We start from the raw sequence: 23,841 nt of genomic DNA on the forward strand, positions 1-23,841 counted from the left end.
ACTCAGGCGGGTAACGGCATTCGGGCGCGCGGCGCGGCGTTCTGCGCGCGCAGCAGCACCAGCAGGGCGCCGCCGCCGCCATCGTGGGGGCCGGCCTGGCAAAAGGCGAGGATCTCCTCGCGCTGCGCCAGCCAGCCGCGCGACAGCTGTTTCAGGATCGACACCTTCCCGGGCGAGCCGTGGCCCTTGCCGTGGATCACCCGGATGCAGCGCTTGCCCTGGGCAAGCGCGTCGTGCAGGAAGTTCGCCAGCGCGGCGCGCGCCTCGTCGCGGGTGAGGCCGTGGAGGTCGATCTGGCCCTGCAGCACCCAGCGCCCGCGGCGCAGATCGGTCAGCACCCGGCGCGGCAGCCCGGTCCGCAGGAAGGCCGCCTCGTCGCCCATGTCCAGGCGATCCTCGAAGGTGAGCGGTGCGGCGAGCGATTCGCCGAGCGCCGCGCGCTCGTCCTCCTCGCGCTTGAGCGGCGCAGGTGCCGGCTGCGGGCGCTCCAGCTCCACGCGGTTGCGGTCGGTGACCGGGCGGGCATTGCCCACTACCGCAAGAAAGAGCGCTGCCGGATCGCTGACGTCGGCGTCCGCGGGCAGCACGATCGCGTCGGGTCGCAGCGCCGGCGCGGGATGCGTACCGCCTGCATGGCGGGCGTGGTGACGCAGCGGTGTGTCGAGCGCCACTCGGCCGGTATCCCTCAGCGGCATCACGCCCTCGTAGGCCGCGCGTAGCGGGTCGGTCTCGGGTCGCGCACGGACGGGCTCCTCGGTTTCCTCGTCCTCCACGGCTTGCGTGCGCGGCCGCGGGGCAGGGCGGGGGCGGTGGATCTCGACGCGGTCCGTGCCGCGCACCGGGCGCACCGCGCCGACGCTGCGCCGGAAGAGCTCGAGCGCCTCCGCGTCGGGCTCCTGTGCACGATCGGCACCGGCGCTGGAGGAGTCTTCCTCAAGCGGGTGGCGGATACGCTTCGCCGGGGCGGGCGACGACACGGGTGCCGGGAGCGCGCGCTGCTGCAGCTGCTTGCGCAGGGCTGCGAAGGGCGAGGCGGGCTTCGGCACCGCGCCCTGCGCGTCGCGTCCTGGGGTGCCGGCCGGACCCGGCGCGGGAGCGCGGCGGCTCATCGGCCTGCTCAGACGCCGAGGGCGTCGAGGTAGCGCTCGGCGTCGAGTGCGGCCATGCAGCCGGTGCCGGCCGAAGTCACCGCCTGGCGGTAAATGTGGTCCTGCACGTCGCCGGCAGCGAACACGCCGGGAACGCTTGTCTGCGTCGCGTTGCCGTTCCGTCCGCCCTGGGTGACGATGTAGCCGCCCTCCATCTGGAGCTGGCCTTCGAAAATGTCCGTGTTGGGCTTGTGGCCGATGGCGATGAACACGCCCTGCAGCGCCACCTCCCGGGTGGCGCCGTTGTTCACGCCCTTGATGCGCATCCCCGTCACGCCGGTGTTGTCGCCCAGCACCTCGTCGAGCGTGGCATTGAGCGCGAGCTCGATCCTGCCGGCGGCGACCTTCTCCATCAGCTTGTCGATCATGATCTTCTCGGCGCGGAACTTCTCGCGGCGGTGCACCAGGGTGACCTTTCTCGCGATGTTGGCGAGGTAGAGCGCCTCCTCGACCGCGGTGTTGCCGCCGCCGATCACCGCGACGTCCTGGTTGCGGTAGAAGAAGCCGTCGCAGGTGGCGCACGCCGACACGCCGCGCCCGGCGAATTTTTCCTCCGAGGGCAGGCCGAGGTACTTGGCGGTGGCGCCGGTGGAGATGATCAGCGCATCGCAGGTGTATTCGCCGCTGTCGCCGATCAGGCGGAAGGGCTTCTCGCCCAGCTTCACGGTGTGGATGTGGTCGAAGATCATCTCGGTGTTGAAGCGCTCGGCGTGCCTCTGGAAGCGCGCCATCAGGTCCGGACCCATCACGCCGTCTGCATCGGCCGGCCAGTTGTCGACCTCGGTCGTGGTCATGAGCTGGCCGCCCTGGGCGAGGCCGGTGATCAGCACCGGGTTCAGGTTGGCGCGCGCGGCATAGACGGCGGCGGTGTAGCCGGCGGGGCCGGAGCCGAGGATCAGCAGACGGGCGTGTTTGGTGGTCATGGACGAGGCTTCCTGCGGGTGGATTGCGAGGCGCCGATTATAGCGGAGGGGGCGGCGGGGGTTGGAGGTGGTCGCCGGAGTCCGGGCGCTCGCGCGTGATTCCGATGGGGAGACGCGCGTTCCTGTCTGTGGTGCAGCGACACGCATCGAATTCCCGCTGGATGCGGAAAGTGTGATCTCCGTCACGAAATCGAGAATAAGCCCGGGGTGATCGTATAAACTTGAAAATGCATGTTTCAACTGTTCCACTCCTCGTGCCTGGAGCGCGCATGACCCAAGCCACCGCCGTTTCCGTCGTCGCCCTGAAGACCTTCCCGCTGTTCCATGGCCTGTCCGACGAGTCGTTGGCCAGCATCGCGCGCGTGTCGATGATGCGTCGCTTCCCCCGCGGGCAGTCCGTGGTGTGCGCGGGCGACCGTCCCGACTACGTCTATCTCGTGCTCACCGGCAGCCTCAAGGTCGTGGTGAGCGACGAGGACGGCCGCGAGGTAATCCTGTCCATCCTCGGCCAGGGCGAGCTCTTCGGCGAGATGGGCATGTTCGACGAGCGGCCGCGCTCGGCCTCGGTGATCGCCGTGGTGCCGGCCGATCTGGTGCTGATCTCCAAGCAGGATTTCCGCCGCATCATGCAGGACAGCTTCGACGTGTCCTGGCGCATCATGTGCAACCTCGCCGAGCGCCTGCGCAACGCCGATCGCAAGATCGAGAGCCTCGCGCTCATGGATGTCTACGGCCGTGTTGCGCGCCTGCTGATCGAGATGGCCGAGGACGTCGGCGGCCAGTCGGTGGTGGTCCGGCGCATCTCCAAGCAGGACATCGCCAAGATGATCGGCGCCTCGCGCGAGATGGTGAGCCGGGTGATGAAGGACCTCGGCCAGCAGGGTCTGATCGAGGAAGGGCCCGACGGCATCCTGTTGCGTGAGCGCCTCAACGACGTGTGAACGCGCGCTCGCCGCTCGGCCGTTTGTGAGCATCCGCAAGCGCGGCGGCGGGGTGGGGACCGATCCCGTATAATCCGGGGTTGTTCCACTCTCCCTGCGGCCGCAACGCAATGCTGTCTCGTTCGTCCTCCCGTTCCCAGCCGCTGCCCGAAAAGATCTCGCTGTTGCTGCAGGAGGCCCGCTGGCTGATCCTCGGCGTGGTCTCGCTCTACGTCGGCATGATCCTCGTCGGCTACAGCGAGTCCGACCCAGGCTGGTCGCACGCCTCCGACGTCACCCGCGTTGCCAATCCGGGCGGGCGTTTCGGCGCTTGGCTGGCGGACCTCCTGCTCTATCTCTTCGGCATTTCCTCGTGGTGGTGGGTGGTCTTCCTCGGCTACAGCCTGCTGTGGGGTTTCCGCCGCCTCAAGAACAGGCTCGAGCTCGACCACCGCTCCTTCATCTTCGTGATGATCGGCTTCTTCGTGGTGCTGATCACCAGCAGCGCGCTCGAATTCCTGCGTTTCCACTCCCACGGTGCGGCGCTGCCGCTCGAGCCCGGCGGCTTGATCGGCATGGAACTCGCCCAGTTCGTGCGGCGCAGCTTCGGCTTCACCGGCGGCACGCTGCTGCTGCTCGCGCTGCTGGCCACGGGGCTGTCGCTGTTCACCGGCGTGTCGTGGCTGGCTCTGATGGAGCGCATCGGTCTTGGCATCGAGCAGGCGGTGCTCGGCGTGCAGCAGGCCTGGCTGCGCTGGCAGGACCGCCGTGTGGGTCGCGAGGTGGCGCACAAGCGCGAGGAGGTGGTGCAGACCCGGCGCAAGAAGGTCGAGAAGGCCGAGCCCGCGCCGCTGCGCATCGAGCCCGCGGTGGTTGCCGTGCCCAAGTCCGAGCGGGTGGAAAAGGAGCGCCAGCAGACCCTGTTCCAGGATGTGCCCGAGGGCGTGATCCCGCCGGTGGCACTGCTCGATCCGGCCAGTGGTGGCGTGGAGCCGCCTTCGCCCGAATCCCTCGAGTTCACCTCGCGGCTGATCGAGACCAAGCTCGCCGACTTCGGCGTCGAGGTCAAGGTGCTCGCCGCCTACCCCGGCCCGGTGATCACTCGCTACGAGATCGAGCCGGCAACCGGGGTCAAGGGCAGCCAGGTGGTGAACCTTGCCAAGGACCTCGCGCGCGCGCTGTCGCTGGTGTCGATCCGCGTCGTCGAGACCGTGCCGGGCAAGTCCTGCATGGCGCTCGAGCTGCCCAACCCGAAGCGGCAGATGGTGCGCCTGTCGGAGATCATCGGTTCCAAGGTGTACCAGGACGCGCATTCGCCGCTTACCGTGGTGCTCGGCAAGGACATCGGTGGCCAGCCGGTGGTGGCCGACCTGGCCAAGATGCCACACCTCCTGGTGGCGGGTACGACGGGCTCGGGCAAATCGGTCGGCATCAACGCGATGATCCTGTCGCTGCTCTACAAGAGTGAGCCCGATCGGGTGCGCTTGATCATGGTCGACCCGAAGATGCTCGAGCTGTCGATCTACGAGGGCATCCCGCACCTGCTCGCACCCGTCGTCACCGACATGAAGCACGCCGGCAACGCGCTCAACTGGTGCGTGGCGGAGATGGACAAGCGCTACAAGCTGATGGCGGCGGTGGGCGTGCGCAACCTCGCCGGCTTCAACAAGGCCGTGCAGGAGGCGCGCAAGGCCGAGCAGCCGCTCACCAACCCATTCTCGATCAGCCCGGAGAATCCGGAGCCGCTCGAGCCCTTGCCCTACATCGTGGTGGTGGTCGACGAGCTTGCCGACATGATGATGGTGGTCGGCAAGAAGGTCGAGGAGCTGATCGCCCGCCTGGCGCAGAAGGCGCGCGCCGCCGGTATCCACCTGATCCTCGCCACCCAGCGCCCCTCGGTGGACGTGATCACCGGCCTGATCAAGGCCAACGTGCCCACGCGCATCGCCTTCCAGGTGTCGAGCAAGATCGACTCGCGCACCATCCTCGACCAGATGGGCGCCGAGACCCTGCTCGGCATGGGCGACATGCTCTACCTCGCGCCCGGTACCGGGCTGCCGGTGCGCGTGCACGGTGCCTTCGTCGCCGACGACGAGGTGCACAAGGTGGTCGACCACCTCAAGAGGATCGGTCCTCCCGACTATATCGAGGGCATCCTTTCCTCGGCCGAGGACGATGTCGACGCCGCGCTCGGCGGCGGCGGGGAAGGCGATGACGGCGAGTCGGACGCGCTCTACGACCAGGCCGTGGAGATCGTGGTGAAGACGCGCCGGCCCTCGATCTCGCTGGTGCAGCGCCACCTGCGCATTGGCTACAACCGCGCCGCGCGCCTGATCGAACAGATGGAGCGCGCCGGCCTGGTGTCGCCGATGGGCAGCAATGGCAACCGCGAAGTGATCGTGCCGGCCAAGGAGAGCGAATGATCCAGTTCAACACACGACCGGCCGCGCTGCTGCGCGGTGTGGCGGGCGTCGTGCTCGCGCTGGCGGCCCTGGGCGCTACGGCGGCGGGTGGCGTGCAGCAGCTGCGCGACTTCGTCACTGGCGCGCGCAGCGCGGAGGGCGAGTTCGAGCAGGTCGTCACCGCGCAGTCCGGGCGCCGACCTCAGGAGGCCTCGGGCAGCTTCGCCTACGCTCGCCCGGGGCGCTTCCATTGGGAGTACGACCGGCCTTATCGCCAGGTGCTGGTGGGCGACGGCAAGACCCTGTGGTCCTGGGATCCCGACCTCAACCAGGTGACCGTACGCGCGATCGGCGAGGCGCTCGGCGCCACCCCGGCGGCGATCCTGTTCGGCAGCGGCGCGCTCGACGACAATTTCGAGCTCGCCGACGCCGGCGAGCGGGACGGTCTGGCCTGGGCCGAGGCGCGTCCGAAGCGCACCGAGAGCGGCTTCGAGTCGCTGCGCATCGGGCTGGCTGAAGGCCAGTTGCGGCGTATGGAGATGCGCGACCACTTCGGCCAGACCACGGTGATCCGCTTCACCCGCCTGCGCGCCAACCCGGTGCTCGCCGAGGACCGCTTCCGCTTCGAGCCGCCCGCAGGCGCCGACGTGATCGGCGAACTGCCCGGCGCGCGCTGACTCCCCACGCACGCGTGCGCACGCCGCAATCGATCCCCGAGTCCATGGGCCGTCTGCAAGGGGGCTCCGCATGACCGACCTGTTCGACGCCCTCGAGCCGCCGCAGGTGCCGCTCGCTGAGCGCATGCGGCCGCACACCCTCGACGAGGTCGCCGGCCAGTCACACCTGTTGGGACCGGGCAAGCCGCTGCGACTGGCCTTCGAGTCGCGCCGGCCGCACTCGATGATTCTGTGGGGCCCGCCCGGCGTCGGCAAGACCACGCTCGCACGGCTGATGGCGCGCGGCTTCGACGCCGAGTTCGTCGCCCTGTCCGCGGTGTTCTCCGGGGTCAAGGAGATCCGCGAGGCGATCCAGCAGGCCCAGGCCGCCAAGGCGCGCGGTCGCCACACCATCCTCTTCGTCGACGAGGTGCACCGCTTCAACAAGGCGCAGCAGGACGCTTTCCTGCCCTACGTCGAGCAGGGCCTGGTGACCTTCATCGGCGCCACCACCGAGAACCCTTCGTTCGAGGTCAACTCCGCGCTGCTGTCGCGCGCCGCGGTGTATGTGCTGGAGTCGCTCGACCACGATGCCATGCTGCGCCTGTTCGAGCGCGCGCACGCGATCGCCTGCCCGACGCTCGGCTTCGACGAGGATGCGCGCGAGCGCCTGATCGGCTTTGCCGACGGCGACGCGCGCAGGCTGATGAACCTGATCGAACAGGTCCAGGTTGCCGCCGAGACCGCGAAGGTCGATCCGGTGAGCGCCACCTTCGTCGACCAGGCCCTGTCGCGCAACCTGCGCCGCTTCGACAAGGGCGGAGAGGCCTTCTACGACCAGATTTCCGCCCTGCACAAGTCGGTGCGCGGCTCGGATCCGGATGCCTCGCTGTACTGGCTGTGCCGCATGCTCGACGGCGGCGCCGATCCGCTCTACCTCGGCCGGCGGCTGATCCGCATGGCGGTGGAGGACATCGGCCTGGCCGATCCGCGTGCGCTCGAGATCGCGCTCAATGCCTGCCACACCTACGAGCGCCTCGGTTCTCCCGAGGGCGAACTCGCGCTCGCCCAGGCGACAATCTTCATGGCCTGCGCGGCCAAGTCCAACGCCGCCTACAAGGCCTACAAGGCCGCGCGCGCCTTTGTCGCCCACGACGGCTCGCGTCCGGTGCCGCTGCACCTGCGCAACGCGCCGACCAAGCTGATGAAGGCGCTCGACTACGGCAAGGCCTACCGCTACGCGCACGACGAGCCCGAGGCCTATGCCGCGGGCGAGAATTATTTCCCCGAGGGAATGCAGTCGCCCGGGTGGTACCAACCCACTCCGCGCGGCCTTGAAGGCAAGATCGGCCAGAAGCTCGCTTGGCTGCGCGAACTCGACCGCAAGGCGGCGGAGGGCGGAAAACAATACGCGAGGCCGTCGCCATCTGCGGGCGGCGCCTCGCGCGAAGTCCCGGCGAGCAAAGGTACGCCGGGCGAGGAGAGAATCAGTGGGGGAGGGGATGATCCTTCATGAAACGCTCGCAGACGGAAGCCGCCAGTTTGGCCTTGCGCACGTCCCCGCATGCATTGGCACGCTCGATGAGTTCGCGCATGTAGTGCGTGAGTGCCAGCACGCCCTCCGGCGTCTGCACGAGCCCGCAGCAAAGCTGTGCGGCGGCGGCATCCGGGATGTCCTCATGCTCGGCAATCAACAACACCTCCTCGTCGGTGAGATCGCAGTAGTCCAGGCAGTCGCGAATGGATAGCATGCCGTTTCCTCCAGGTCCGGGCCGTCTGATGCGGCTTTGTCGTCAACTCAAGGATAGTGGACCGATCCGCTTTTACAAGTTCGATAGAAATTCAGAACCAGAACCAAGTCGTTGATTAAGAAAGCCGATTTTGCGAAGCGCGAGGTCTTGTCGCGCAACCCCGCCATGTAATCAGTCGCCTGCGACGGTTTTCCGAGAATCCGCATCAACTTTTGCCGATCGCTTTTCAGGAACGTTTCCGATGCTCGATATCCAGCTTCTCCGCACCCAGCTCGACCACGTCGCCGCACGCCTCGCCACGCGCGGGCTGGAGCTCGACACCGCCGCCTTCCAGGCCCTCGAGGACGAGCGCAAGCAGTTGCAGACCCGCACCCAGGAACTGCAGGCCCGCCGCAACGCGCTGTCCAAGCAGATCGGCATGCTCAAGGGCAAGGGCGAGGACGCCTCCGCGGTGATGGCCGAGGTCGCCCAGCTCGGCGACGGGCTCAAGGCCTGCGAGCAGGCCCTGCCGATGCTGCTCGAGCGCATCAACGCCTTCCTGGCCACCCTGCCGAACCTGCCGCAGGACGATGTTCCGGCGGGCGCAGACGAGACCGGCAACGTCGAGGTGCGGCGCTGGGGTACGCCGCGCGCCTACGACTTCGAGGTGCGCGACCACGTGGACCTCGGCGCTCCGCTCGGCCTCGACTTCGAGACCGGCGCCAAGCTGTCGGGCTCGCGCTTCGCCTTCCTGCGCGGTCCGGTGGCGCGCCTGCATCGCGCGCTCGCGCAGTTCATGCTCGACACCCACACCCGCGAGCACGGCTACACCGAGTGCTACACGCCCTACATCGTCAATGGCTCGGCGCTCTACGGCACCGGTCAGCTGCCCAAGTTCAAGGAGGATCTGTTCTGGGTGCTGCGCGGCGGCGACGAGGAGGGCCTCGAGCAGTACCTGATCCCGACCGCAGAGATCACGCTCACCAACAGCGTGCGCGAGGAGGTGCTCGCGCTCGAGAGCCTGCCGATCCGTCTTACCGCGCATAGCCCCTGCTTCCGCTCCGAGGCGGGCAGCGGCGGGCGCGACGTGCGCGGCATGATCCGCCAGCACCAGTTCGACAAGGTCGAGATGGTGCAGATCGTCGAGCCGGCGAAGAGCAAGGAGGCGCTCGAACAGATGGTCGGCCACGCCGAGGCCATCCTGCAGAAGCTCGAGCTGCCCTACCGGGTGATCACGCTGTGCACCGGCGACATGGGCTTCTCGGCTGCGAAGACCTACGATCTCGAGGTGTGGCTGCCGGCGCAGAACACATACCGCGAGATCTCCAGCTGCTCGAACTGCGAGTCCTTCCAGGCGCGTCGCATGCAGGCCCGCTTCAAGAACGCGCAGGGCAAGAACGAGCTGGTGCACACGCTCAACGGGTCCGGTCTGGCGGTGGGGCGCACCCTGGTTGCGGTGCTGGAGAACCACCAGCAGGCCGACGGTTCGATCGTGATCCCGCGGGCGCTGGTGCCCTACATGGGTGGCATCGAGCGCATCGAAGCGCCGCTCTGAGCGGCGATCGGCGGTTGGCGCGGGTCCGACCTTGCGGCCCGCGCCAGCCGCCTCCTGGCGGGGCCGTGCCGTGTGCGATGCCGTCCCGCTCCGCCGCTTGCACCCGCGCTCAGTGCTCGTCCAGCCACACCGACTCCCAGCGCGCGAGCTCGGGGAAGTGGTGCTCGGCGCGCGCGGCGAGCGCGCGGTCGAGTTCGTCGATCAGGCCGTGCAGCGAGCGTTCGGGGGCGTGGGGGAGTTCGGGCTCGAACTCCACGACGAGGTCGCCACGTGCGCGCCGGCCGTGCGCCGGAAAGCCGGCGCCGGGTACGCGCAGGCTGCGCGGATGGGCGAGGCCGGGCTCGAGTTCGATGCTGCGCACGCCCGTCGGGTGGGGCACGCGCAGGGTCCCGCCGATCAGCAGGCGCAGCGCGCTGACCGGGCGGCGCAGCACCAGGTCGCGGCCCTCGCGGCGAAACAGCGGATGACTGGCGAGGCGGATCTGCAGGTGCAGGTCGCCAGCGCGATGGCGCGGCTCGGGGTGCGCCTCGCCCTCGCCGGCGAGACGCAGTTCGTCGTCGTCCACCACCCCGGGTGGAATGAGCACCTCGAGATGACGAGTCTGCATTTGTTCCCCGCTGCCGCCACAGCCGCCACACGGTCCCGTGTTGCGATAGCCCCGCCCCTCGCAGTCCGGGCAGCGCTCCAGCCCCGCAGGTCCGTGCAAGCGGCCCGAGCCTCGGCAGGGTGTGCATAGGCGGCTCACGCTGAGCTTCTCGATGCCGCTGCCGCCGCACAGCACGCAGGGGCTGCGGCGCTCGACCTCGACCGTCCGCCGCGCCCCGGTGAAGCTCTCCTCGATGCTGATCTCCAGTGTCTGCCAGCGGTCCGCGCCGCGCTGCGGCGGAGGCTGGGTGGCAGCCGCGTCCTCGTGTGCCTTCTCCTTGCCTTCGAGCAGGGCGGCGAGCAGGCGGTCGTGCGCATCGCGCAGCCGCCTGAACTGATCGGCGGCGGCGGGGTCGGGATTGCGATCGGGATGCCATCGCATGGCGAGCTTGCGGAAGGCGCGCTTGATCTGTTGCGCGCTCGCGCCGGCTGGCAGGCCGAGCAGTGCGTGGGTGTCGGACATGGACGAATGGGTGAGGACCGCGAGGGCATCAGCTTAACCGAGCTTGCCCGCGGATGCTGCGCCCGCACTTGACGGATCTCCCAAGGATGAAAGAATGTGGCGCCGTGTTCAATACGGAATCGTATGGCCTGGTGCTCCGGCAGAACTCGCCGGAGCGCGAACACGCGGAAAATGAATACATGGAGACGACGAAACGATGAGCCCAAGCCGAGCTTCCGAAACCCAGCCCCGCGACTCGTGGGTGCATCATCCGCAGGGGCGCATCTTCGCGCGGGAATGGACCCCGTCCGGGGCGGCCGGCGAGCGGCCGGCGAGCCCGATCGTGCTGCTCCACGACTCGCTCGGCTGTGTCGAGCTGTGGCGCGACTTCCCGGCGGAGCTGAGCGCCGCGAGCGGGCGCCGGGTGATCGCCTACGACCGCCTCGGGTTCGGCCGCTCGGATGCGCGCGAGGCGCTGCCGGCGCTGGACTTCATCGCCGAGGAGGCGCAGGCGTATTTTCCGGCGGTGCGCGAGCAGCTCGGCCTGGAGCGCTTCGTGGTGTTCGGCCACAGCGTCGGCGGCGGCATGGCGGTGAATTGCGCGGCTGCATTTGCCGGGGCCTGCGACGCCCTGATCACCGAGTCGGCCCAGGTCTTCCCCGAGGACCTCACCCTGAGCAGCATCGCCGAGGCCAAGGAGCAGTTCGTCGATGAATCGCAGCTGCAGCGCCTGGCGCGCTATCACGGCGACAAGGCGCGCTGGGTGCTGGATGCGTGGACCGAGAGCTGGTTGCATCCCGGCTTCGCGGCCTGGTCGCTGAGGTCTGTACTGCCGCAGGTGCGTTGCCCTGTGCTGGCCATCCATGGCATGCATGACGAGTACGGCACGAGCGTGCACCCCGAGACGATCGGCGAGCTCTCCGCGGGCCCGGCGCAGGTGGCGATCCTGCCGGACACCTTCCACGTGCCGCATCGCGAGCGTCCGGCCGCGGTCATCGAACTCGTCTGCGCCTTCCTCGAGCCGGTGCGGCAGGGCGGGGCGGTGTGCGTGTCCTGAGCGGTCGGCGCGGTGCATCCGGGCGGGTCCCGGATGGGCCGCTCGGGTATCGGGCGGGGGCGCGCCGATGCGACGAGGAGGGACGGAAAAGGAGGACGAAAAAAAACGCCGACCCGGTGAAGAGTCGGCGTTTTTCGAAACTGGCGCGCCCGGAAGGATTCGAACCTCCTACCCCCTGGTTCGTAGCCAGGTACTCTATCCAGATGAGCTACGGGCGCGTTGCCGAAATCGTTTAGAGCCCGAAATCGGAAGGCTTTTTTTGGCGCGCCCGGAAGGATTCGAACCTCCTACCCCCTGGTTCGTAGCCAGGTACTCTATCCAGATGAGCTACGGGCGCTTCTTGCTGCACTGCGAAGAACCGGGATTATAACGACTGTTCTCGCAACTTCAAGTCTAAATTGGCGGAGAGGGTGGGATTCGAACCCACGGTAGGCTTGCACCTACGCCTGATTTCGAGTCAGGTACATTCGACCACTCTGCCACCTCTCCGCTCGAAGGTCGGCATTATAGTGTTTTTTTCCGGGAAGTGAACAGTTTTTTGCGGGGGGTAAAGTGAAGAGACCCCGTCGCCAGCCCCGAACCGGCGCATCGGGACGGGCAAGGCGGCCGCGGTCGGGCCCGGGCTGCGCTCACCTGGCCTGCGGCAGCATCTCCTCGTAGGCGCGCACCGCTTCCGCGGCGTACATCAGGGCCGGGCCGCCGCCCATATAGGTGCACACGCCCAGGGTCTCCATGATCTGCTCGCGGGTCGCGCCGAGGCGGATCAGCGCCTTGATGTGGAAGCCGATGCAGGCGTCGCAGCGCTGGGTGACGGCGATCGCGAGTGCGATGAGTTCCTTCTGCAGCTCGCTCAGCACGCCGTCCTGCAGCGAGCTCTTGGCCATCGCGCCGAAGCCCTGCATGGTCTCGGGGATCTCCTTGCGCAGCGTGGCGAGCGCCTTGGAGACATCGCTCACGATCTGGACGTGGGACTTGGACATCATGCGTTCTCCTATTTCAGAAAACGCTTATCTTACTCCGCCGACGCGCTTGCGACCATCGCGTCGCGGCGCCGGGCGTGCGTGCCCGAGCGCACCCGCGACACGGCCCCGCTAAAGGGGCGGGGGTCAGGCCCCGCCGCGCTTGTCGCGCTCGATCAGCGCGTAAGCGGAGTGGTTGTGGATCGACTCGAAGTTCTCGGACTCGACCACGTAGGCGTCGATGCGCGGCTCGCGGTTCAGCTGGCCGGCGACGTCGCGCACCATGTCCTCGACGAACTTGGGGTTGTCGTAGGCGCGCTCGGTGACCCACTTCTCGTCGGGGCGCTTGAGCAGGCCGAAGACCTCGCACGAGGCCTGGGCCTCGACCATCTGCACCATCTCCTCGATCCACAGGTGGTCGTTGAGCACCGCGGTGACGGTGACGTGAGAGCGCTGGTTGTGCGCGCCGTACGCGGAGATCTTTTTCGAGCATGGGCACAGGCTGGTCACCGGCACCACGACCTTCATGGTGAACTCGTAGGCGCCGCCCTCGCCGATGCTGCCGATGAAGCAGACCTCATAGTCCATCAGGCTCTGCACGCCGGACACCGGCGCCGTCTTGTTGATGAAGTAGGGGAAGCTCATCTCGACGTGGCCGGTCTCGGCCTCGAGGCGCTCGACCATGGTGCGCAGCATGGGCTCGAAGTTCTCCACCGAGATCTCGCGCTCGCGGCCGTTGAGGATCTCGATGAAGCGCGACATGTGGGTGCCCTTGAAGTTGTGGGGCAGACCGACGTACATGTTGAAGCTGGCCACCGTGTGCTGCACGCCGCCGCGCTTGTCGGCGACCTTGATGGGGTGGCGGATCGACTTGATGCCGACCTTGTCGATCGCGATCCGGCGGCTGTCGGCGCTGCTCTGCACGTCCGGGATGGCGATTGCGTTGGGGGTGTTCATGGGCAGGTTCCCTGCGGGTGGTCGGGGGAATGGGCGTGCCGGAGCCGCCAGCAAAGTGCAATCGTGTTGCACTTTGCTGGCGATCTTATCTTTCCCGACAAAAATGCTCAACCTTTAGGCGCGCTCCGGGGCTCCGGTCGCGCGTGCGATGCTGGCGAGGATGCCGTCCTGATCGAGGCCGACCGAGGCGAGCAGTTGTGCTTGGTCGCCGTGGTCGATGAAGTGGTCGGGCAGGCCCAGGCGCAGCACGCGTGGGCGCGTGGCGAGGCCGTCGACGAGCCGTGAGACCTCGGCGCCGGCGCCGCCGATCACCGCGTTCTCCTCGAGGGTGACGATGAGGTCGTGGCTGGTGGCGAGTTCGGCCACCAGCTCGACGTCGAGCGGCTTGACGAAGCGCATGTTGGCCACCGTGGCGTCGAGCGTCTCGGCGACCTCGCGCGCCACTCCGAGCAGGCTGCCGAAGGCGAGCAGGGCGATGCCGCGGCCACGGCGCACGACCTCGCCCTTGCCGATCGGCAGGGCGCGCATCTGTGCCCGGGGCGCGGTGCCGTTGCCGCCGCCACGCGGATAGCGCACCGCGCTCGGGCCCGCATGCTGCACCGCGGTGTAGAGCATCTGGCGGCATTCGTCCTCGTCTGAGGGCGCCATCACCACCATGTTGGGCACGCAGCTGAGGAAGGAGAGGTCGAAGGCGCCATGGTGGGTCGCGCCGTCGGCGCCCACCAGGCCGCCGCGGTCGATCGCGAACACGACCGGCAGGTTCTGCAGCGCGACGTCGTGGATGAGCTGGTCGTAGGCGCGCTGAAGGAAGGTCGAGTAGATCGCCACCACCGGCACGAAGCCCTCGCAGGCCAGCCCGGCGGCGAAGGTGACCGCGTGCTGCTCGGCGATGCCGACGTCGAAGTAGCGCTCGGGGAACTCCTGCGCGAAGCGCACCAGGCCCGAGCCCTCGCGCATCGCCGGGGTGATGCCGACGATGCGCGGATCGGCCTTGGCCATGTCGCACAGCCAGTCGCCGAACACCTGGGTGTAGGTGAGCTTGCCACCGCCCTTGCCGGTCTGGATGCCGGCGGTGTGATCGAACTTCGACACCCCGTGGTAGAGCACCGGGTCGGCCTCGGCGAGCTTGTAGCCCTGGCCCTTGCGGGTGATCACGTGGAGGAACTGCGGTCCCTTGAGCTTGCGCAGGTTCTGCAGGGTCGGAATCAGTGCGTCGAGGTCGTGGCCGTCGATCGGACCGTAGTAGTGGAAGCCGAACTCCTCGAACAGCGTGCCCGGGCCGATCATGCCCTTGGCGTACTCCTCGACCTTGCGCGCGAGCTCGGCCACCGGCGGGGCGACGCCGAGCACCTTCTCGCCGACCCGGCGCGCGGTGTTGTAGGTCGAGCCCGACATCATGCGGGCGAGGATCTTGGTGAGCGCCCCCACCGGTGGCGAAATCGACATCTCGTTGTCGTTGAGGATCACCAGCAGGTTGAGGTTCTCCATGTCGCCGGCGTTGTTGAGGGCCTCGAAGGCCATGCCGGCCGACATCGCGCCGTCGCCGATCACCGCGATCGCGTGGCGGTCCTCGCCGCGTGCGCGCGCCGCCACGGCCATGCCGAGCGCAGCCGAGATCGAGGTGGAGGAGTGTGCGGTGCCGAAGGTGTCGTACTCGCTCTCGCAGCGCCGCGGGAAGCCGGAGATGCCGCCGAAGTGGCGCAGCCCGGTCATCGCCTCGCGGCGGCCGGTGAGCACCTTGTGGCCGTAGGTCTGGTGGCCGACGTCCCACACGATGCGGTCGTGAGGGGTGTTGAAAACGTGGTGCAGCGCGATCGTCAGCTCGACGGTGCCGAGGTTGGAGGACAGATGGCCGCCGGTCTTCGATACCGACTCGATCAGGAAGGCGCGCAATTCGGAGGCGAGGGCGCCGAGTTCGCGGCGATCGAGTGCACGGACGTCGGCGGGACAGCCGACGCGTTCCAGGTTCGGGTAGGGGGCCATGGGGGATCCGGCTTTTGGGTTGTTCTTGGGGGCCGCAGTCAGGCGCGATCAGAAGGCGCGATGCACGATGTAGTCCGCGAGCTGCTCCAGGCGCAGCGCACGCGCGCCGAAGGGGCGCAGGCTGGCGCGCGCCTCGTCGAGCATCTCCTCGGCGAGGCGGCGGGCGTCGACCAGGCCGAGCAGGCTCACGTAGGTCGGCTTGTCGTTGTCGGCGTCCTTGCCCGCGGTCTTGCCCAGCGTGGCGGTGTCGGCCTCGGCGTCGAGGAGGTCGTCGACCACCTGGAAGAGCAGGCCCACGACCTTGGCGTAGTGGTCCAGGCGTGCGTGCTCGTCGGCACCCAATGTGCCGCCGGCACGCGCGCCGAGCAGCACCGCGGCGCGGATCAGCGCCCCGGTCTTGTGGATGTGCATGAACTCGAGCTCTTCGCGCCCCAGCCGCTTGCCCACCGAGGCGAGGTCGATCGCCTGGCCGCCGGCCATGCCGCGCGAGCCTGACGCGATGGCGAGCTGGTTCAGCATCGCGAGCTGGTTCGCGGGGTCCGTGCCGAGCGGACGCTCGGCGAGCACCTGGAAGGCCAGCGTCTGCAGCGCGTCGCCGGCGAGCAGGGCGGTGGCCTCGTCGAACTCGACATGCACGGTAGGCTTGCCGCGACGCAGCACGTCATCGTCCATGCAAGGGAGATCGTCGTGCACCAGCGAATAGGCGTGGATCAGCTCGACCGCGCAGGCGATGCGGTCGAGGTCCTCGGCAGCGGCGCCGGCGAGTGCGCCGGCCGCATGCGCGAGCAGCGGACGCACGCGCTTGCCACCGCCGAGCACCGCGTAGCGCATCGCCTCGTGCAGGCGATGCGGGGCGATCGCGGCATCGGGCAGCACGCCGGCGAGCGCGACCTCGGTGCGCTGCTGGATCTGCGCCGTCCATTCGGAGAAGGAGGGGAGCTTGCTGTCTGTGTTCATGCGCCTGCCTCGTCGCCGTCGCGGGTCGGTTCGGTCGGGAAATCGGTGAGGCCGTCGCCTTCGAGCATGCGCACGCGCTGCTCGGCGTCGCTGAGCGTGGTCTGGCAGTGACGCAGCAGGCCGACGCCACGCTGATAGCGCGCGAGGGCATCCTCGAGCGGCAGATTGCCGGATTCCATTTCCTGGACAATGGCCTCGAGCTCGGAGACCGCCGCTTCGAACGACTTGGGGGAGGATGCCGACTTTGGCATGGATCGATATCTGGCGCGGCAAAAGCGGAAAAATAACCGAAGGCGGGTATGGCGGTCAAACGGGGGGTGTCTTACACTAAACCCTTTATTTTTCCGGATTTCTTGTCCGCAAGAGGAGGTTCGGGGATGTCCGACATCGCTTCCAAGGCTCGACTGGCCCAGGCAGCCTCCCAGCTGCCTGTCTCGTGGTACTTCGACCAGCAGGTTTTCGAACTGGAGAAGAAACTCCTCTTCGATGCCGGTCCGGGGTACGTCGGCCATGAGCTGATGGTTCCCGAGGTCGGCAACTACCGCTCGCTGGAGTGGCTCGACCACGCCAAGCTGCTGTTCCGCACCGAGGCGGGTGTGCACCAGATGTCCAACGTCTGCCGCCACCGCCAGGCGATCATGCTGCAGGGCAGCGGCACGACCAAGCTCGTGGTCTGCCCGGTGCACCGCTGGACCTACGACCGCCAGGGCAACCTGCTCGGCGCACCGCACTTCCCCGAGAAGCCCTGCCTGGGCCTCAGGCGCGACGAGCTCGAACGCTGGAATGGCCTGCTTTTCAAGGGCCCGCGCTCGGCGAGCGCCGACCTTGCCGGGATGCAGGTGGCGGGCGAATTCGATTTCTCGGGCTACAAGCTCGACAAGGTCGAGGTCCACCATTGCAATTACAACTGGAAGACCTTCATCGAGGTCTATCTGGAGGACTATCACGTCGTGCCCTTCCACCCCGGACTGGGCAACTTCGTGACCTGCAAGGACCTGAGCTGGCAGTTCGGCGACTGGTATTCGGTACAGAAGGTGGGCATCACCTCGCTCGCCAAGCCGGGCTCGGAGACCTACGCCAAGTGGCACAAGGCGGTGATCGACTACTACGGCGAGAAGAAGCCGACGCATGGTGCGATCTGGCTCACCTACTACCCGAATGTGATGGTGGAGTGGTACCCGCACGTGCTGGTGGTGAGCACGCTGATTCCGACGGATGTGGATAAGACGACCAACGTGGTGGAGTTCTACTACCCGGAGGACATCGTCGAGTTCGAGCGCGAGTTCGTCGAGGCCGAGCAGGCCGCCTACATGGAGACTGCGATCGAGGACGACGAGATCGGCGAGCGCATGGATCGCGGCCGGAGGGCGCTGCTGAAGGAGGGGCGCAACGAGGTCGGCCCCTACCAGTCGCCCTTCGAGGACGGCATGCAGCATTTCCACGAGTTCTACCGGCGCATCATGGAGCCGCACATCGGCGGGTGAAGCGGAGAGAAGCGAGGCGCGACCTGCGGCTCGCGCATTCCATCACGCGCGGCGCCGATTCAAGGCGCCACGATCGCGACTTGCGTCGCTCCCACAGGAAAGTACACGCGACTCGACCGCCAAGTACACGCGACTCGACCGCCGCCTTGCAGAAGCGACGCAAGGCGCGATTCTCTCCCGCCTTGCTCCGAAGCTTCAGCGCGGGTCCTGCAACTCCTTGGGCAGCGCGAAGGTCACGCGCTCGGGCACGCCGTCGAGGTTGCGCACCGCGCCGCCGCTCAGTTCTTCCAGGCGCGCGATCACCTCGGCCACCAGCACCTCGGGCGCCGAGGCCCCCGCGGTCACGCCGATGCGGCGCTTGCCCTCGATCCAGGCGGGGTCGATGCCGGCGGCGTTGTCGATCAGGTAGGCGGGCACGCCGCGCAGCGCGGCGACCTCGCGCAGGCGGTTGGAGTTGGAGCTGTTCTTCGACCCGACCACGAATACCACGTCCGCGTACGGGGTCATGAACTTCACCGCGTCCTGGCGGTTCTGCGTGGCGTAGCAGATATCGTCCTTCTTCGGGCCGACGACCCGGGGGAAGCGGGTGCGCAGGGCATCGACGATCGCGGCCGCGTCATCCACGGACAGCGTGGTCTGGGTCACGTAGGCGAGCTGTTCTGGGTCGGCCACCTGCAGGCCGGCGACGTCGGCCGGGGTCTCGACCAGATGGATGCCGCCGTCGACCTGGCCCATCGTGCCCTCGACCTCGGGGTGGCCCTTGTGACCGATCATGACGATCTCCTTGCCCTGGTCGCGCATGCGCGCCACCTCGACATGGACCTTCGTCACCAGCGGGCAGGTGGCGTCGAAGACGCGCAGCCCGCGGCGCTCGGCTTCCTCGCGCACCGCGAGCGAGACGCCATGGGCCGAGAAGATCACCGTATTGCCGGTAGGGACCTCGTCGAGTTCGTCGACGAAAATCGCACCCTTGGCGCGCAGGTCGTCCACGACGAACTTGTTGTGCACGACCTCGTGGCGCACGTAGATCGGCGCGCCGTAGCGCTTCAGGGCGCGTTCGACGATCTCGATCGCGCGCTCGACCCCGGCGCAGAAGCCGCGCGGGTTGGCGAGCAGGATTTCCTTGTCGTTCATCTTTCGTCTCTGTGGGGTGTCGCGGGCGGCGCTCAGGAGATTCCGATCACCTGCACCTCGAAGCGGATCGCCTTGCCCGCCAGCGGGTGGTTGAAGTCGATCAGCGCCGACTGCGCGTCGATCTCGCGCACCAGGCCGGAGTAGCGTGAGCCATCGGGTGCGGTGAACTCCATGATGCTCATCGCTTCGATCTCCTCGTCGGGCATGTGTTCGCGCTTGACGCGCTCGACCAGCTCGTCGCGATAGGGGCCGAAGGCTTCGTCTGCCGCCAGTTCGAAGATGTGGTGGGTGCCCGGCATCAGGCCGATCAGCAGCCGCTCCATCGCCGGCAGCATTTCGCCGGCGCCCAATTGCAGCGTGGCGGGGGTGGCGTTGAAGGTGCTGATCAGCGGCTGGCCGCTCGGCAGCGAGATGCGGTAGTGCAGGGTGACGAGGCTGTTGGCCTGGATCGCTTCGCTCAAGATGGTGCTCCCGGTCGGGGCGGGTCGCCGGCTTTGGGGCCAAAGAACTGGCCCCAGAGCATCATCGCGACACCCACGGTGATGGCCGAGTCGGCCAGGTTGAACGCCGGCCAGCTCCAGCCGGCGTAGTGGAAGTGCAGGAAGTCGACCACCGCGCCATGCACGAGGCGGTCATAGACGTTGCCGAGCGCACCGCCGATGATCAGGGCGAAGGCGGTCGGCAGCAGCTTTTCGTGGCGATGGTGGTGCATCAGCGTCAGCAGCCAGGCGCTGATGCCGAAGGCCAGTATGGTGAAAAACCAGCGTTGCCAGCCGCTGTGGTCGGCGAGAAAGCTGAACGCGGCGCCGGTGTTGAACACCAGCACCAGATCGAAGAAGCCTGTGATCGGAACCAGCTCGCCGAGGCGCAGATTCGCCATCACCATCTGCTTGGTGACCTGGTCGAGCACGCCGACCACCACGGCGAGGATCAGCCAGGGCAGCATCAGAGACAGCGCACTGCGCGCGTGCGGCGTCGGGTGAGGTGTCGTCATCGTGCGGGCTGCCTCAGGCATGGGCGCGGGTTTCGCCTTCGCCGAACAGGTTGCTCGCGCAGCGCCCGCACAGGGTGGGGTGCTCGGCGTCGCTGCCGACCGTGTCGACGTAGTGCCAGCAGCGCTCGCACTTCTGCGCCGCGCTCGGGGTGGCGACGACGCGCTCGTCCTCGGCGCGGGCCACCTCGGACAGGGTGGCCGCCGAGGTCATGGTGACGAAGCGCAGGTCCTCGCCCAGGCTGGCCATCGCGGCGAACTTGTCGGCGGTGAGCGCGAGCTCCAGTTCCGCCTGCAGCGAGGCGCCGACCTTGCCTTCGGTGCGCAGCGCCTCGATGACCTTGAGGCCTTCTGCACGCACGGCGCGGATGGTCTCCCAGCGCGCGATCAGCCCGGCTTCGCCTTCCTGCGCGGGAAGGGCGTGGAAGGTGTGCAGCATCACGCTATCCTGCGTACCCTCGTCCTTGCCGGGGTGGATCACCGTCCAGGCCTCCTCGGCGGTGAAGGACAGGATCGGCGCCATCAGTTTCAGCAGCGTCTGCGTGATGTGCCACAGCGCGGTTTGCGCGGCGCGACGCGGCAGGCTGCCGGCGGCGGTGGTGTACAGGCGATCCTTCAGGATGTCGAGGTAGAAGGCGCCCAGGTCCTCGGCGCAGAACACCTGCAGCGCCTGCACGACGCGATGGAACTCCATCTTCGCGTAGTCGGCCTCGGCCTGCTGCGCGAGCTGGCGGGTGAAGGCGAGCGCGTAGCGGTCGATGTCCAGCCACTGTTCGAGCGGCACCGCGTCCGTGGCGATGTCGAAGTCGGCGGTGTTGGCGAGCAGGAAGCGCAGGGTGTTGCGCACGCGGCGATAGACCTCGACCACGCGGTCGAGGATTTCCTTCGAGATCGACAGCTCGCCGGAATAGTCGGTGGACGCGACCCACAGGCGCAGGATCTCGGCGCCGAGCTTGCCGGTGACCTCCTGCGGCACCACCACGTTGCCGAGCGACTTGCTCATCTTGCGGCCGGCCCCGTCCACCGCGAAGCCGTGGGTGAGCAGGCTGCGGTAGGGGGCGTGGCCGTCGATCGCGCAGCCGGTGAGCAGCGAGGAGTGGAACCAGCCGCGGTGCTGGTCGGAGCCTTCCAGGTACATGTCGGCACGCGGGCCTTCGGGGTGGCCGTCGTTGTGCGAGCCGCGCAGCACGTGCTTGTGCGTGGTGCCGGAGTCGAACCAGACGTCGAGCGTGTCGCTGATCTTCTCGTACTGCGCGGCCTCGGCACCGAGCAGCTCGGCGGCATCGAGCTTGAACCAGGCCTCGATGCCCTCCTGCTCCACGCGCAGCGCGACCTCCTCCATCAGCTCGACGGTGCGCGGATGCAGCTCGCCGGTCTCCTTGTGCAGGAAGAAGGGGATCGGTACGCCCCAGTTGCGCTGGCGCGAGATGCACCAGTCGGGGCGGTTGGCGATCATCGCGTGCAGGCGCGCCTGGCCCCACGCGGGGTAGAACTTGGTGGCCTCCACGGCGCGCAGCGCGCGCTCGCGCAGTGTGGAGCCGTCGGCGGCGACCCTGTCCATGCCGACGAACCACTGCGCGGTGGCGCGATAGACGAGCGGCGTCTTGTGGCGCCAGCAGTGCATGTAGCTGTGGGTGATCTTGCCGTGCGAGAGCAGGGCGCCGACCTCGGCGAGCTTGTCGACGATCGCCGGGTTGGCCTTCCAGATGTTCATGCCGCCGAAGAAGGGAAGGTCGGACACGTACTGGCCGCCGCCCGTCACCAGGGACAGGATCTCGTCGTTGCTGCGGCCGTACGCGTGCCACGAGTTGAAGTCGTCCACGCCGTGCGCTGGCGACGAGTGCACGATGCCGGTGCCGGCGTCGATGCCGACGTATTCGGCGAGATACACCGGCGAGACGCGGTCGTAGAAGGGGTGGCGGAACTCGATGCGTTCGAGCGCCGCGCCCTTGGCGGTGGCGATGATGGTGCCTGCGAGCTGGAAGCGCTGCAGCGCGGATTCGACGAGTTCCCTGGCGAGCACGAGCAGACGATCGCCGACATCGACCAGCGCATAGTCGAACTCGGGGTGGGCGTTGAGCGCCTGGTTGGCGGGGATGGTCCACGGGGTGGTGGTCCAGATCACCGCGGCGGCGGGCTTGTCGAGCCTGGCCAGGCCGAATGCGGCGGCGAGTTTACGCAAATGAGTGCCGGCGTCCGCGTCGGATACCGGGAACGCGACATCGATCGTCGGCGAGGGCTTGTCGGCATATTCCACCTCGGCCTCGGCCAGCGCCGAGCCGCAGTCGAAGCACCAGTTCACCGGCTTCAGGCCCTTGAACACGTAGCCGTTCTTCGTCATCTCGGCGAGCGCGCGGATCTCGTTGGCTTCGTTGGCGAAGTCCATCGTGCGGTAGGGGTTGTCCCAGTCGCCGAGCACGCCGAGGCGGATGAAGTCGGCCTTCTGGATCTCGATCTGCTCGGCGGCGTAGGCGCGGCACAGCTCACGCACGCGGTCGGCGGGCAGGTTCTTGCCGTGCGTCACCTCGACCTTGTGCTCGATCGGCAGGCCGTGGCAGTCCCAGCCCGGAACGTAGGGCGCGTCGAAGCCGGCCAGCGTCTTCGAGCGCACGATGATGTCCTTGAGGATCTTGTTCAGCGCGTGGCCGATGTGCAGGCTGCCGTTGGCGTAGGGCGGGCCGTCGTGGAGCACGAACTTGGGCCGGCCGGCGCTGGCCTTGCGGATGCGCTGGTAGAGCTTCTTCTGCTGCCAGTCGGCGATCCAGTTCGGCTCGCGCCTGGGCAGGTCGCCACGCATCGGGAAGGGGGTGTCGGGCAGGTTGAGCGTCTTGCGGTAGTCGGCCATGGCGGGATCGGAAGTCGGTGGGATCGGCGGGGTTCGTCGGGCCTTCAGGCGGGCAGGGGGTTCGCGGCCAGCCAGTCGCGGGCCGTCTGGCTGTCGAGGGCGATCTGCGCGCGCAGCGCGTCGAGCGAGGGGAATTTTTGCTCGGCGCGCAGGCGATGCAGGAAATGTACGCGGATGTGGGCGCCGTAGCAGTCCTGCGTCCAGTCGAAGAGGTGGACCTCGAGGCGGGCGCGGCCGTTCGCGGTCGCGGTCGGGCGCAGGCCGATGTTGGCGACGCCGGCCACCGGGCCGGATGCGAGGCCTTCGACGCTTACCACGTAGACACCGCCCAGCGCCGGGCGGCGGTGCTTCATCTGGATGTTCGCGGTCGGGAAGCCGAGCTGGCGGCCGAGCTTGTCGCCGTGGCTGACGCGACCGGCGATGCTGTAGGGGCGGCCGAGCAGGCGCGCGGCGTGGGCGAGGTCGCCCTCCGCGAGCGCGGCCCGCACCGCCGAGCTGGACACCCGCTCGCCCGCGACGGCGAGCGTGGGCATGGACTCGACCCCGAAGCCGCCCTCGGCGCCGGCCGCGCGCAGCATCGCGAAGTTGCCCTGGCGGCGGGCGCCGAAGCGGAAATCGTCACCGATGAAGAGATGGCGCACGCCGAGGCCGCGCACCAGGATGTCGTCGATGAAGGCCTGCGCGGGCTGAGCGGCGAAGCGAGCGTCGAAGCGGCAGACGTGGCAGCGGTCGACGCCGGCGGCGGAAAGCAGCAGCAGCTTCTCGCGCAGCGAGGCGAGGCGGGCAGGGGCGTCGGCGGGGCTGAAGTATTCGCGCGGGTGCGGCTCGAAGGTGAGCACCACCGCCGGCAGGCCGAGCGCACGGGCCTTGTCGGTGAGCAGCGAAAGCAGCGCCTGATGGCCGAGATGCACGCCATCGAAGTTGCCGATGGTGAGCACCGCAGCCGTGTCGGCCTGCTCGGGAATCCCGCGGTGAACCTGCATAAGCGCCTGAAAAAGCCGCGATTATAGCGGCAAAGCCCGCTATTGCGGGCTTTGCGGGCAGACTTGCTCG

General features: G+C 68.1%; 21 protein-coding genes and 3 tRNA genes. 7 read left to right on the plus strand and 17 right to left on the minus strand.

Going from position 1 to position 23,841, the window contains the following annotated elements; genetic code table 11:
• Positions 1–2: 2 nt before the first annotated feature.
• Both TMZ1T_RS08705 and trxB read right to left on the minus strand, forming a co-directional pair.
• Complete coding sequence (locus TMZ1T_RS08705) at positions 3–1,109, minus strand: Smr/MutS family protein (RefSeq protein WP_004304461.1); 1,107 nt, start codon at positions 1,107–1,109, stop codon at positions 3–5.
• A gap of 8 nt (positions 1,110–1,117) precedes the next feature.
• Entirely contained in the window at positions 1,118–2,071 is a 954-nt protein-coding gene (gene trxB / locus TMZ1T_RS08710) for a thioredoxin-disulfide reductase (protein WP_012585177.1), read from the minus strand.
• 269 nt (positions 2,072–2,340) lie between these two features.
• On the opposite strand from trxB, the gene TMZ1T_RS08715 reads away from it, so the two are divergent.
• From TMZ1T_RS08715 to TMZ1T_RS08730, 4 genes are all read left to right on the plus strand, one after another.
• Positions 2,341–3,012 carry a Crp/Fnr family transcriptional regulator gene (locus TMZ1T_RS08715; RefSeq protein WP_004304457.1) on the plus strand — a complete coding sequence of 224 codons (672 nt, stop codon included), beginning with the start codon at positions 2,341–2,343 and terminating at the stop codon, positions 3,010–3,012.
• Between the two features lie 110 nt (positions 3,013–3,122).
• Positions 3,123–5,414, plus strand: a complete 2,292-nt coding sequence (locus TMZ1T_RS08720; RefSeq protein ID WP_012585178.1) for a DNA translocase FtsK — start codon at positions 3,123–3,125, stop codon at positions 5,412–5,414.
• Positions 5,411–6,070: an outer membrane lipoprotein chaperone LolA gene (gene lolA / locus TMZ1T_RS08725; RefSeq protein WP_012585179.1), complete on the plus strand. Its 660-nt coding sequence runs from the start codon at positions 5,411–5,413 to the stop codon at positions 6,068–6,070. The genes TMZ1T_RS08720 and lolA overlap by 4 nt, the downstream gene beginning before the upstream one ends.
• 70 nt (positions 6,071–6,140) lie before the next feature.
• Positions 6,141–7,565, plus strand: a complete 1,425-nt coding sequence (locus tag TMZ1T_RS08730) for a replication-associated recombination protein A (RefSeq protein WP_004310060.1) — start codon at positions 6,141–6,143, stop codon at positions 7,563–7,565.
• Here TMZ1T_RS08730 and TMZ1T_RS08735 read toward each other — a convergent pair.
• Positions 7,537–7,800 carry a hypothetical protein gene (locus TMZ1T_RS08735; protein WP_004310062.1) on the minus strand — a complete coding sequence of 88 codons (264 nt, stop codon included), beginning with the start codon at positions 7,798–7,800 and terminating at the stop codon, positions 7,537–7,539. The genes TMZ1T_RS08730 and TMZ1T_RS08735 overlap by 29 nt on opposite strands.
• Positions 7,801–8,041: 241 nt before the next feature.
• On the opposite strand from TMZ1T_RS08735, the gene serS reads away from it, so the two are divergent.
• Complete coding sequence (serS, locus tag TMZ1T_RS08740) at positions 8,042–9,334, plus strand: serine--tRNA ligase (protein WP_012585180.1); 1,293 nt, start codon at positions 8,042–8,044, stop codon at positions 9,332–9,334.
• Positions 9,335–9,443: 109 nt separating this feature from the next.
• Here the strand turns inward: serS and TMZ1T_RS08745 are convergent, their stop codons facing one another.
• Positions 9,444–10,442, minus strand: coding sequence for a DnaJ C-terminal domain-containing protein (locus tag TMZ1T_RS08745; protein ID WP_004310065.1), 999 nt, complete (start codon positions 10,440–10,442; stop codon positions 9,444–9,446).
• Between the two features lie 196 nt (positions 10,443–10,638).
• Here TMZ1T_RS08745 and TMZ1T_RS08750 point away from each other — a divergent pair, with 196 nt between their 5' ends.
• The gene (locus TMZ1T_RS08750) at positions 10,639–11,478 is read left to right on the plus strand and encodes an alpha/beta fold hydrolase (RefSeq protein WP_012585182.1); all 840 of its coding nucleotides are present in this window, start codon (positions 10,639–10,641) and stop codon (positions 11,476–11,478) included.
• Positions 11,479–11,619: 141 nt separating this feature from the next.
• On the opposite strand, the gene TMZ1T_RS08755 is transcribed toward TMZ1T_RS08750, so the two are convergent.
• From TMZ1T_RS08755 to TMZ1T_RS08790, 8 genes are all read right to left on the minus strand, one after another.
• Positions 11,620–11,696: transfer RNA gene (locus tag TMZ1T_RS08755), tRNA-Arg, on the minus strand.
• Between the two features lie 42 nt (positions 11,697–11,738).
• Positions 11,739–11,815: transfer RNA gene (locus tag TMZ1T_RS08760), tRNA-Arg, on the minus strand.
• Between the two features lie 62 nt (positions 11,816–11,877).
• Positions 11,878–11,967 (minus strand) — tRNA-Ser (locus tag TMZ1T_RS08765).
• A 140-nt stretch (positions 11,968–12,107) separates the two neighbouring features.
• Positions 12,108–12,458 carry a carboxymuconolactone decarboxylase family protein gene (locus TMZ1T_RS08770; RefSeq protein ID WP_187283041.1) on the minus strand — a complete coding sequence of 117 codons (351 nt, stop codon included), beginning with the start codon at positions 12,456–12,458 and terminating at the stop codon, positions 12,108–12,110.
• 126 nt (positions 12,459–12,584) lie between these two features.
• Positions 12,585–13,394 (minus strand): GTP cyclohydrolase FolE2, encoded by an 810-nt coding sequence (folE2, locus tag TMZ1T_RS08775; protein WP_004310072.1) that lies wholly within the window; start codon positions 13,392–13,394, stop codon positions 12,585–12,587.
• Between the two features lie 114 nt (positions 13,395–13,508).
• A complete protein-coding gene (gene dxs, locus TMZ1T_RS08780; RefSeq protein ID WP_004310074.1) occupies positions 13,509–15,377 on the minus strand; it encodes a 1-deoxy-D-xylulose-5-phosphate synthase in 1,869 nt (622 codons plus the stop codon).
• Between the two features lie 48 nt (positions 15,378–15,425).
• Entirely contained in the window at positions 15,426–16,334 is a 909-nt protein-coding gene (locus TMZ1T_RS08785; protein WP_004310077.1) for a polyprenyl synthetase family protein, read from the minus strand.
• Positions 16,331–16,585, minus strand: a complete 255-nt coding sequence (locus tag TMZ1T_RS08790) for an exodeoxyribonuclease VII small subunit (protein WP_004310079.1) — start codon at positions 16,583–16,585, stop codon at positions 16,331–16,333. Before TMZ1T_RS08790 ends, TMZ1T_RS08785 begins: the two co-directional genes overlap by 4 nt.
• Positions 16,586–16,711: 126 nt before the next feature.
• Between TMZ1T_RS08790 and TMZ1T_RS08795 the strand changes: the two genes are divergently transcribed.
• Positions 16,712–17,818 (plus strand): aromatic ring-hydroxylating oxygenase subunit alpha, encoded by a 1,107-nt coding sequence (locus tag TMZ1T_RS08795; RefSeq protein ID WP_004310081.1) that lies wholly within the window; start codon positions 16,712–16,714, stop codon positions 17,816–17,818.
• A 195-nt stretch (positions 17,819–18,013) separates the two neighbouring features.
• Here TMZ1T_RS08795 and ispH read toward each other — a convergent pair whose 3' ends face one another.
• The 5 genes from ispH to TMZ1T_RS08820 are packed head-to-tail and all read right to left on the minus strand — an operon-like array spanning position 18,014 to position 23,771.
• Complete coding sequence (ispH, locus tag TMZ1T_RS08800; protein WP_004310083.1) at positions 18,014–18,952, minus strand: 4-hydroxy-3-methylbut-2-enyl diphosphate reductase; 939 nt, start codon at positions 18,950–18,952, stop codon at positions 18,014–18,016.
• Between the two features lie 32 nt (positions 18,953–18,984).
• Positions 18,985–19,413, minus strand: coding sequence for an FKBP-type peptidyl-prolyl cis-trans isomerase (locus TMZ1T_RS08805; protein WP_004310084.1), 429 nt, complete (start codon positions 19,411–19,413; stop codon positions 18,985–18,987).
• Positions 19,410–19,946: a signal peptidase II gene (gene lspA, locus TMZ1T_RS08810; protein WP_012585183.1), complete on the minus strand. Its 537-nt coding sequence runs from the start codon at positions 19,944–19,946 to the stop codon at positions 19,410–19,412. The genes TMZ1T_RS08805 and lspA overlap by 4 nt, the downstream gene beginning before the upstream one ends.
• 13 nt (positions 19,947–19,959) lie before the next feature.
• Positions 19,960–22,788: an isoleucine--tRNA ligase gene (ileS, locus tag TMZ1T_RS08815; RefSeq protein WP_004310088.1), complete on the minus strand. Its 2,829-nt coding sequence runs from the start codon at positions 22,786–22,788 to the stop codon at positions 19,960–19,962.
• Positions 22,789–22,832: 44 nt separating this feature from the next.
• Positions 22,833–23,771, minus strand: coding sequence for a bifunctional riboflavin kinase/FAD synthetase (locus tag TMZ1T_RS08820; protein WP_004310090.1), 939 nt, complete (start codon positions 23,769–23,771; stop codon positions 22,833–22,835).
• Positions 23,772–23,841: the final 70 nt, after the last annotated feature.

It is taken from the genome of Thauera aminoaromatica, from assembly GCF_000021765.1.
GTDB classification, from domain to species: domain Bacteria; phylum Pseudomonadota; class Gammaproteobacteria; order Burkholderiales; family Rhodocyclaceae; genus Thauera; species Thauera aminoaromatica.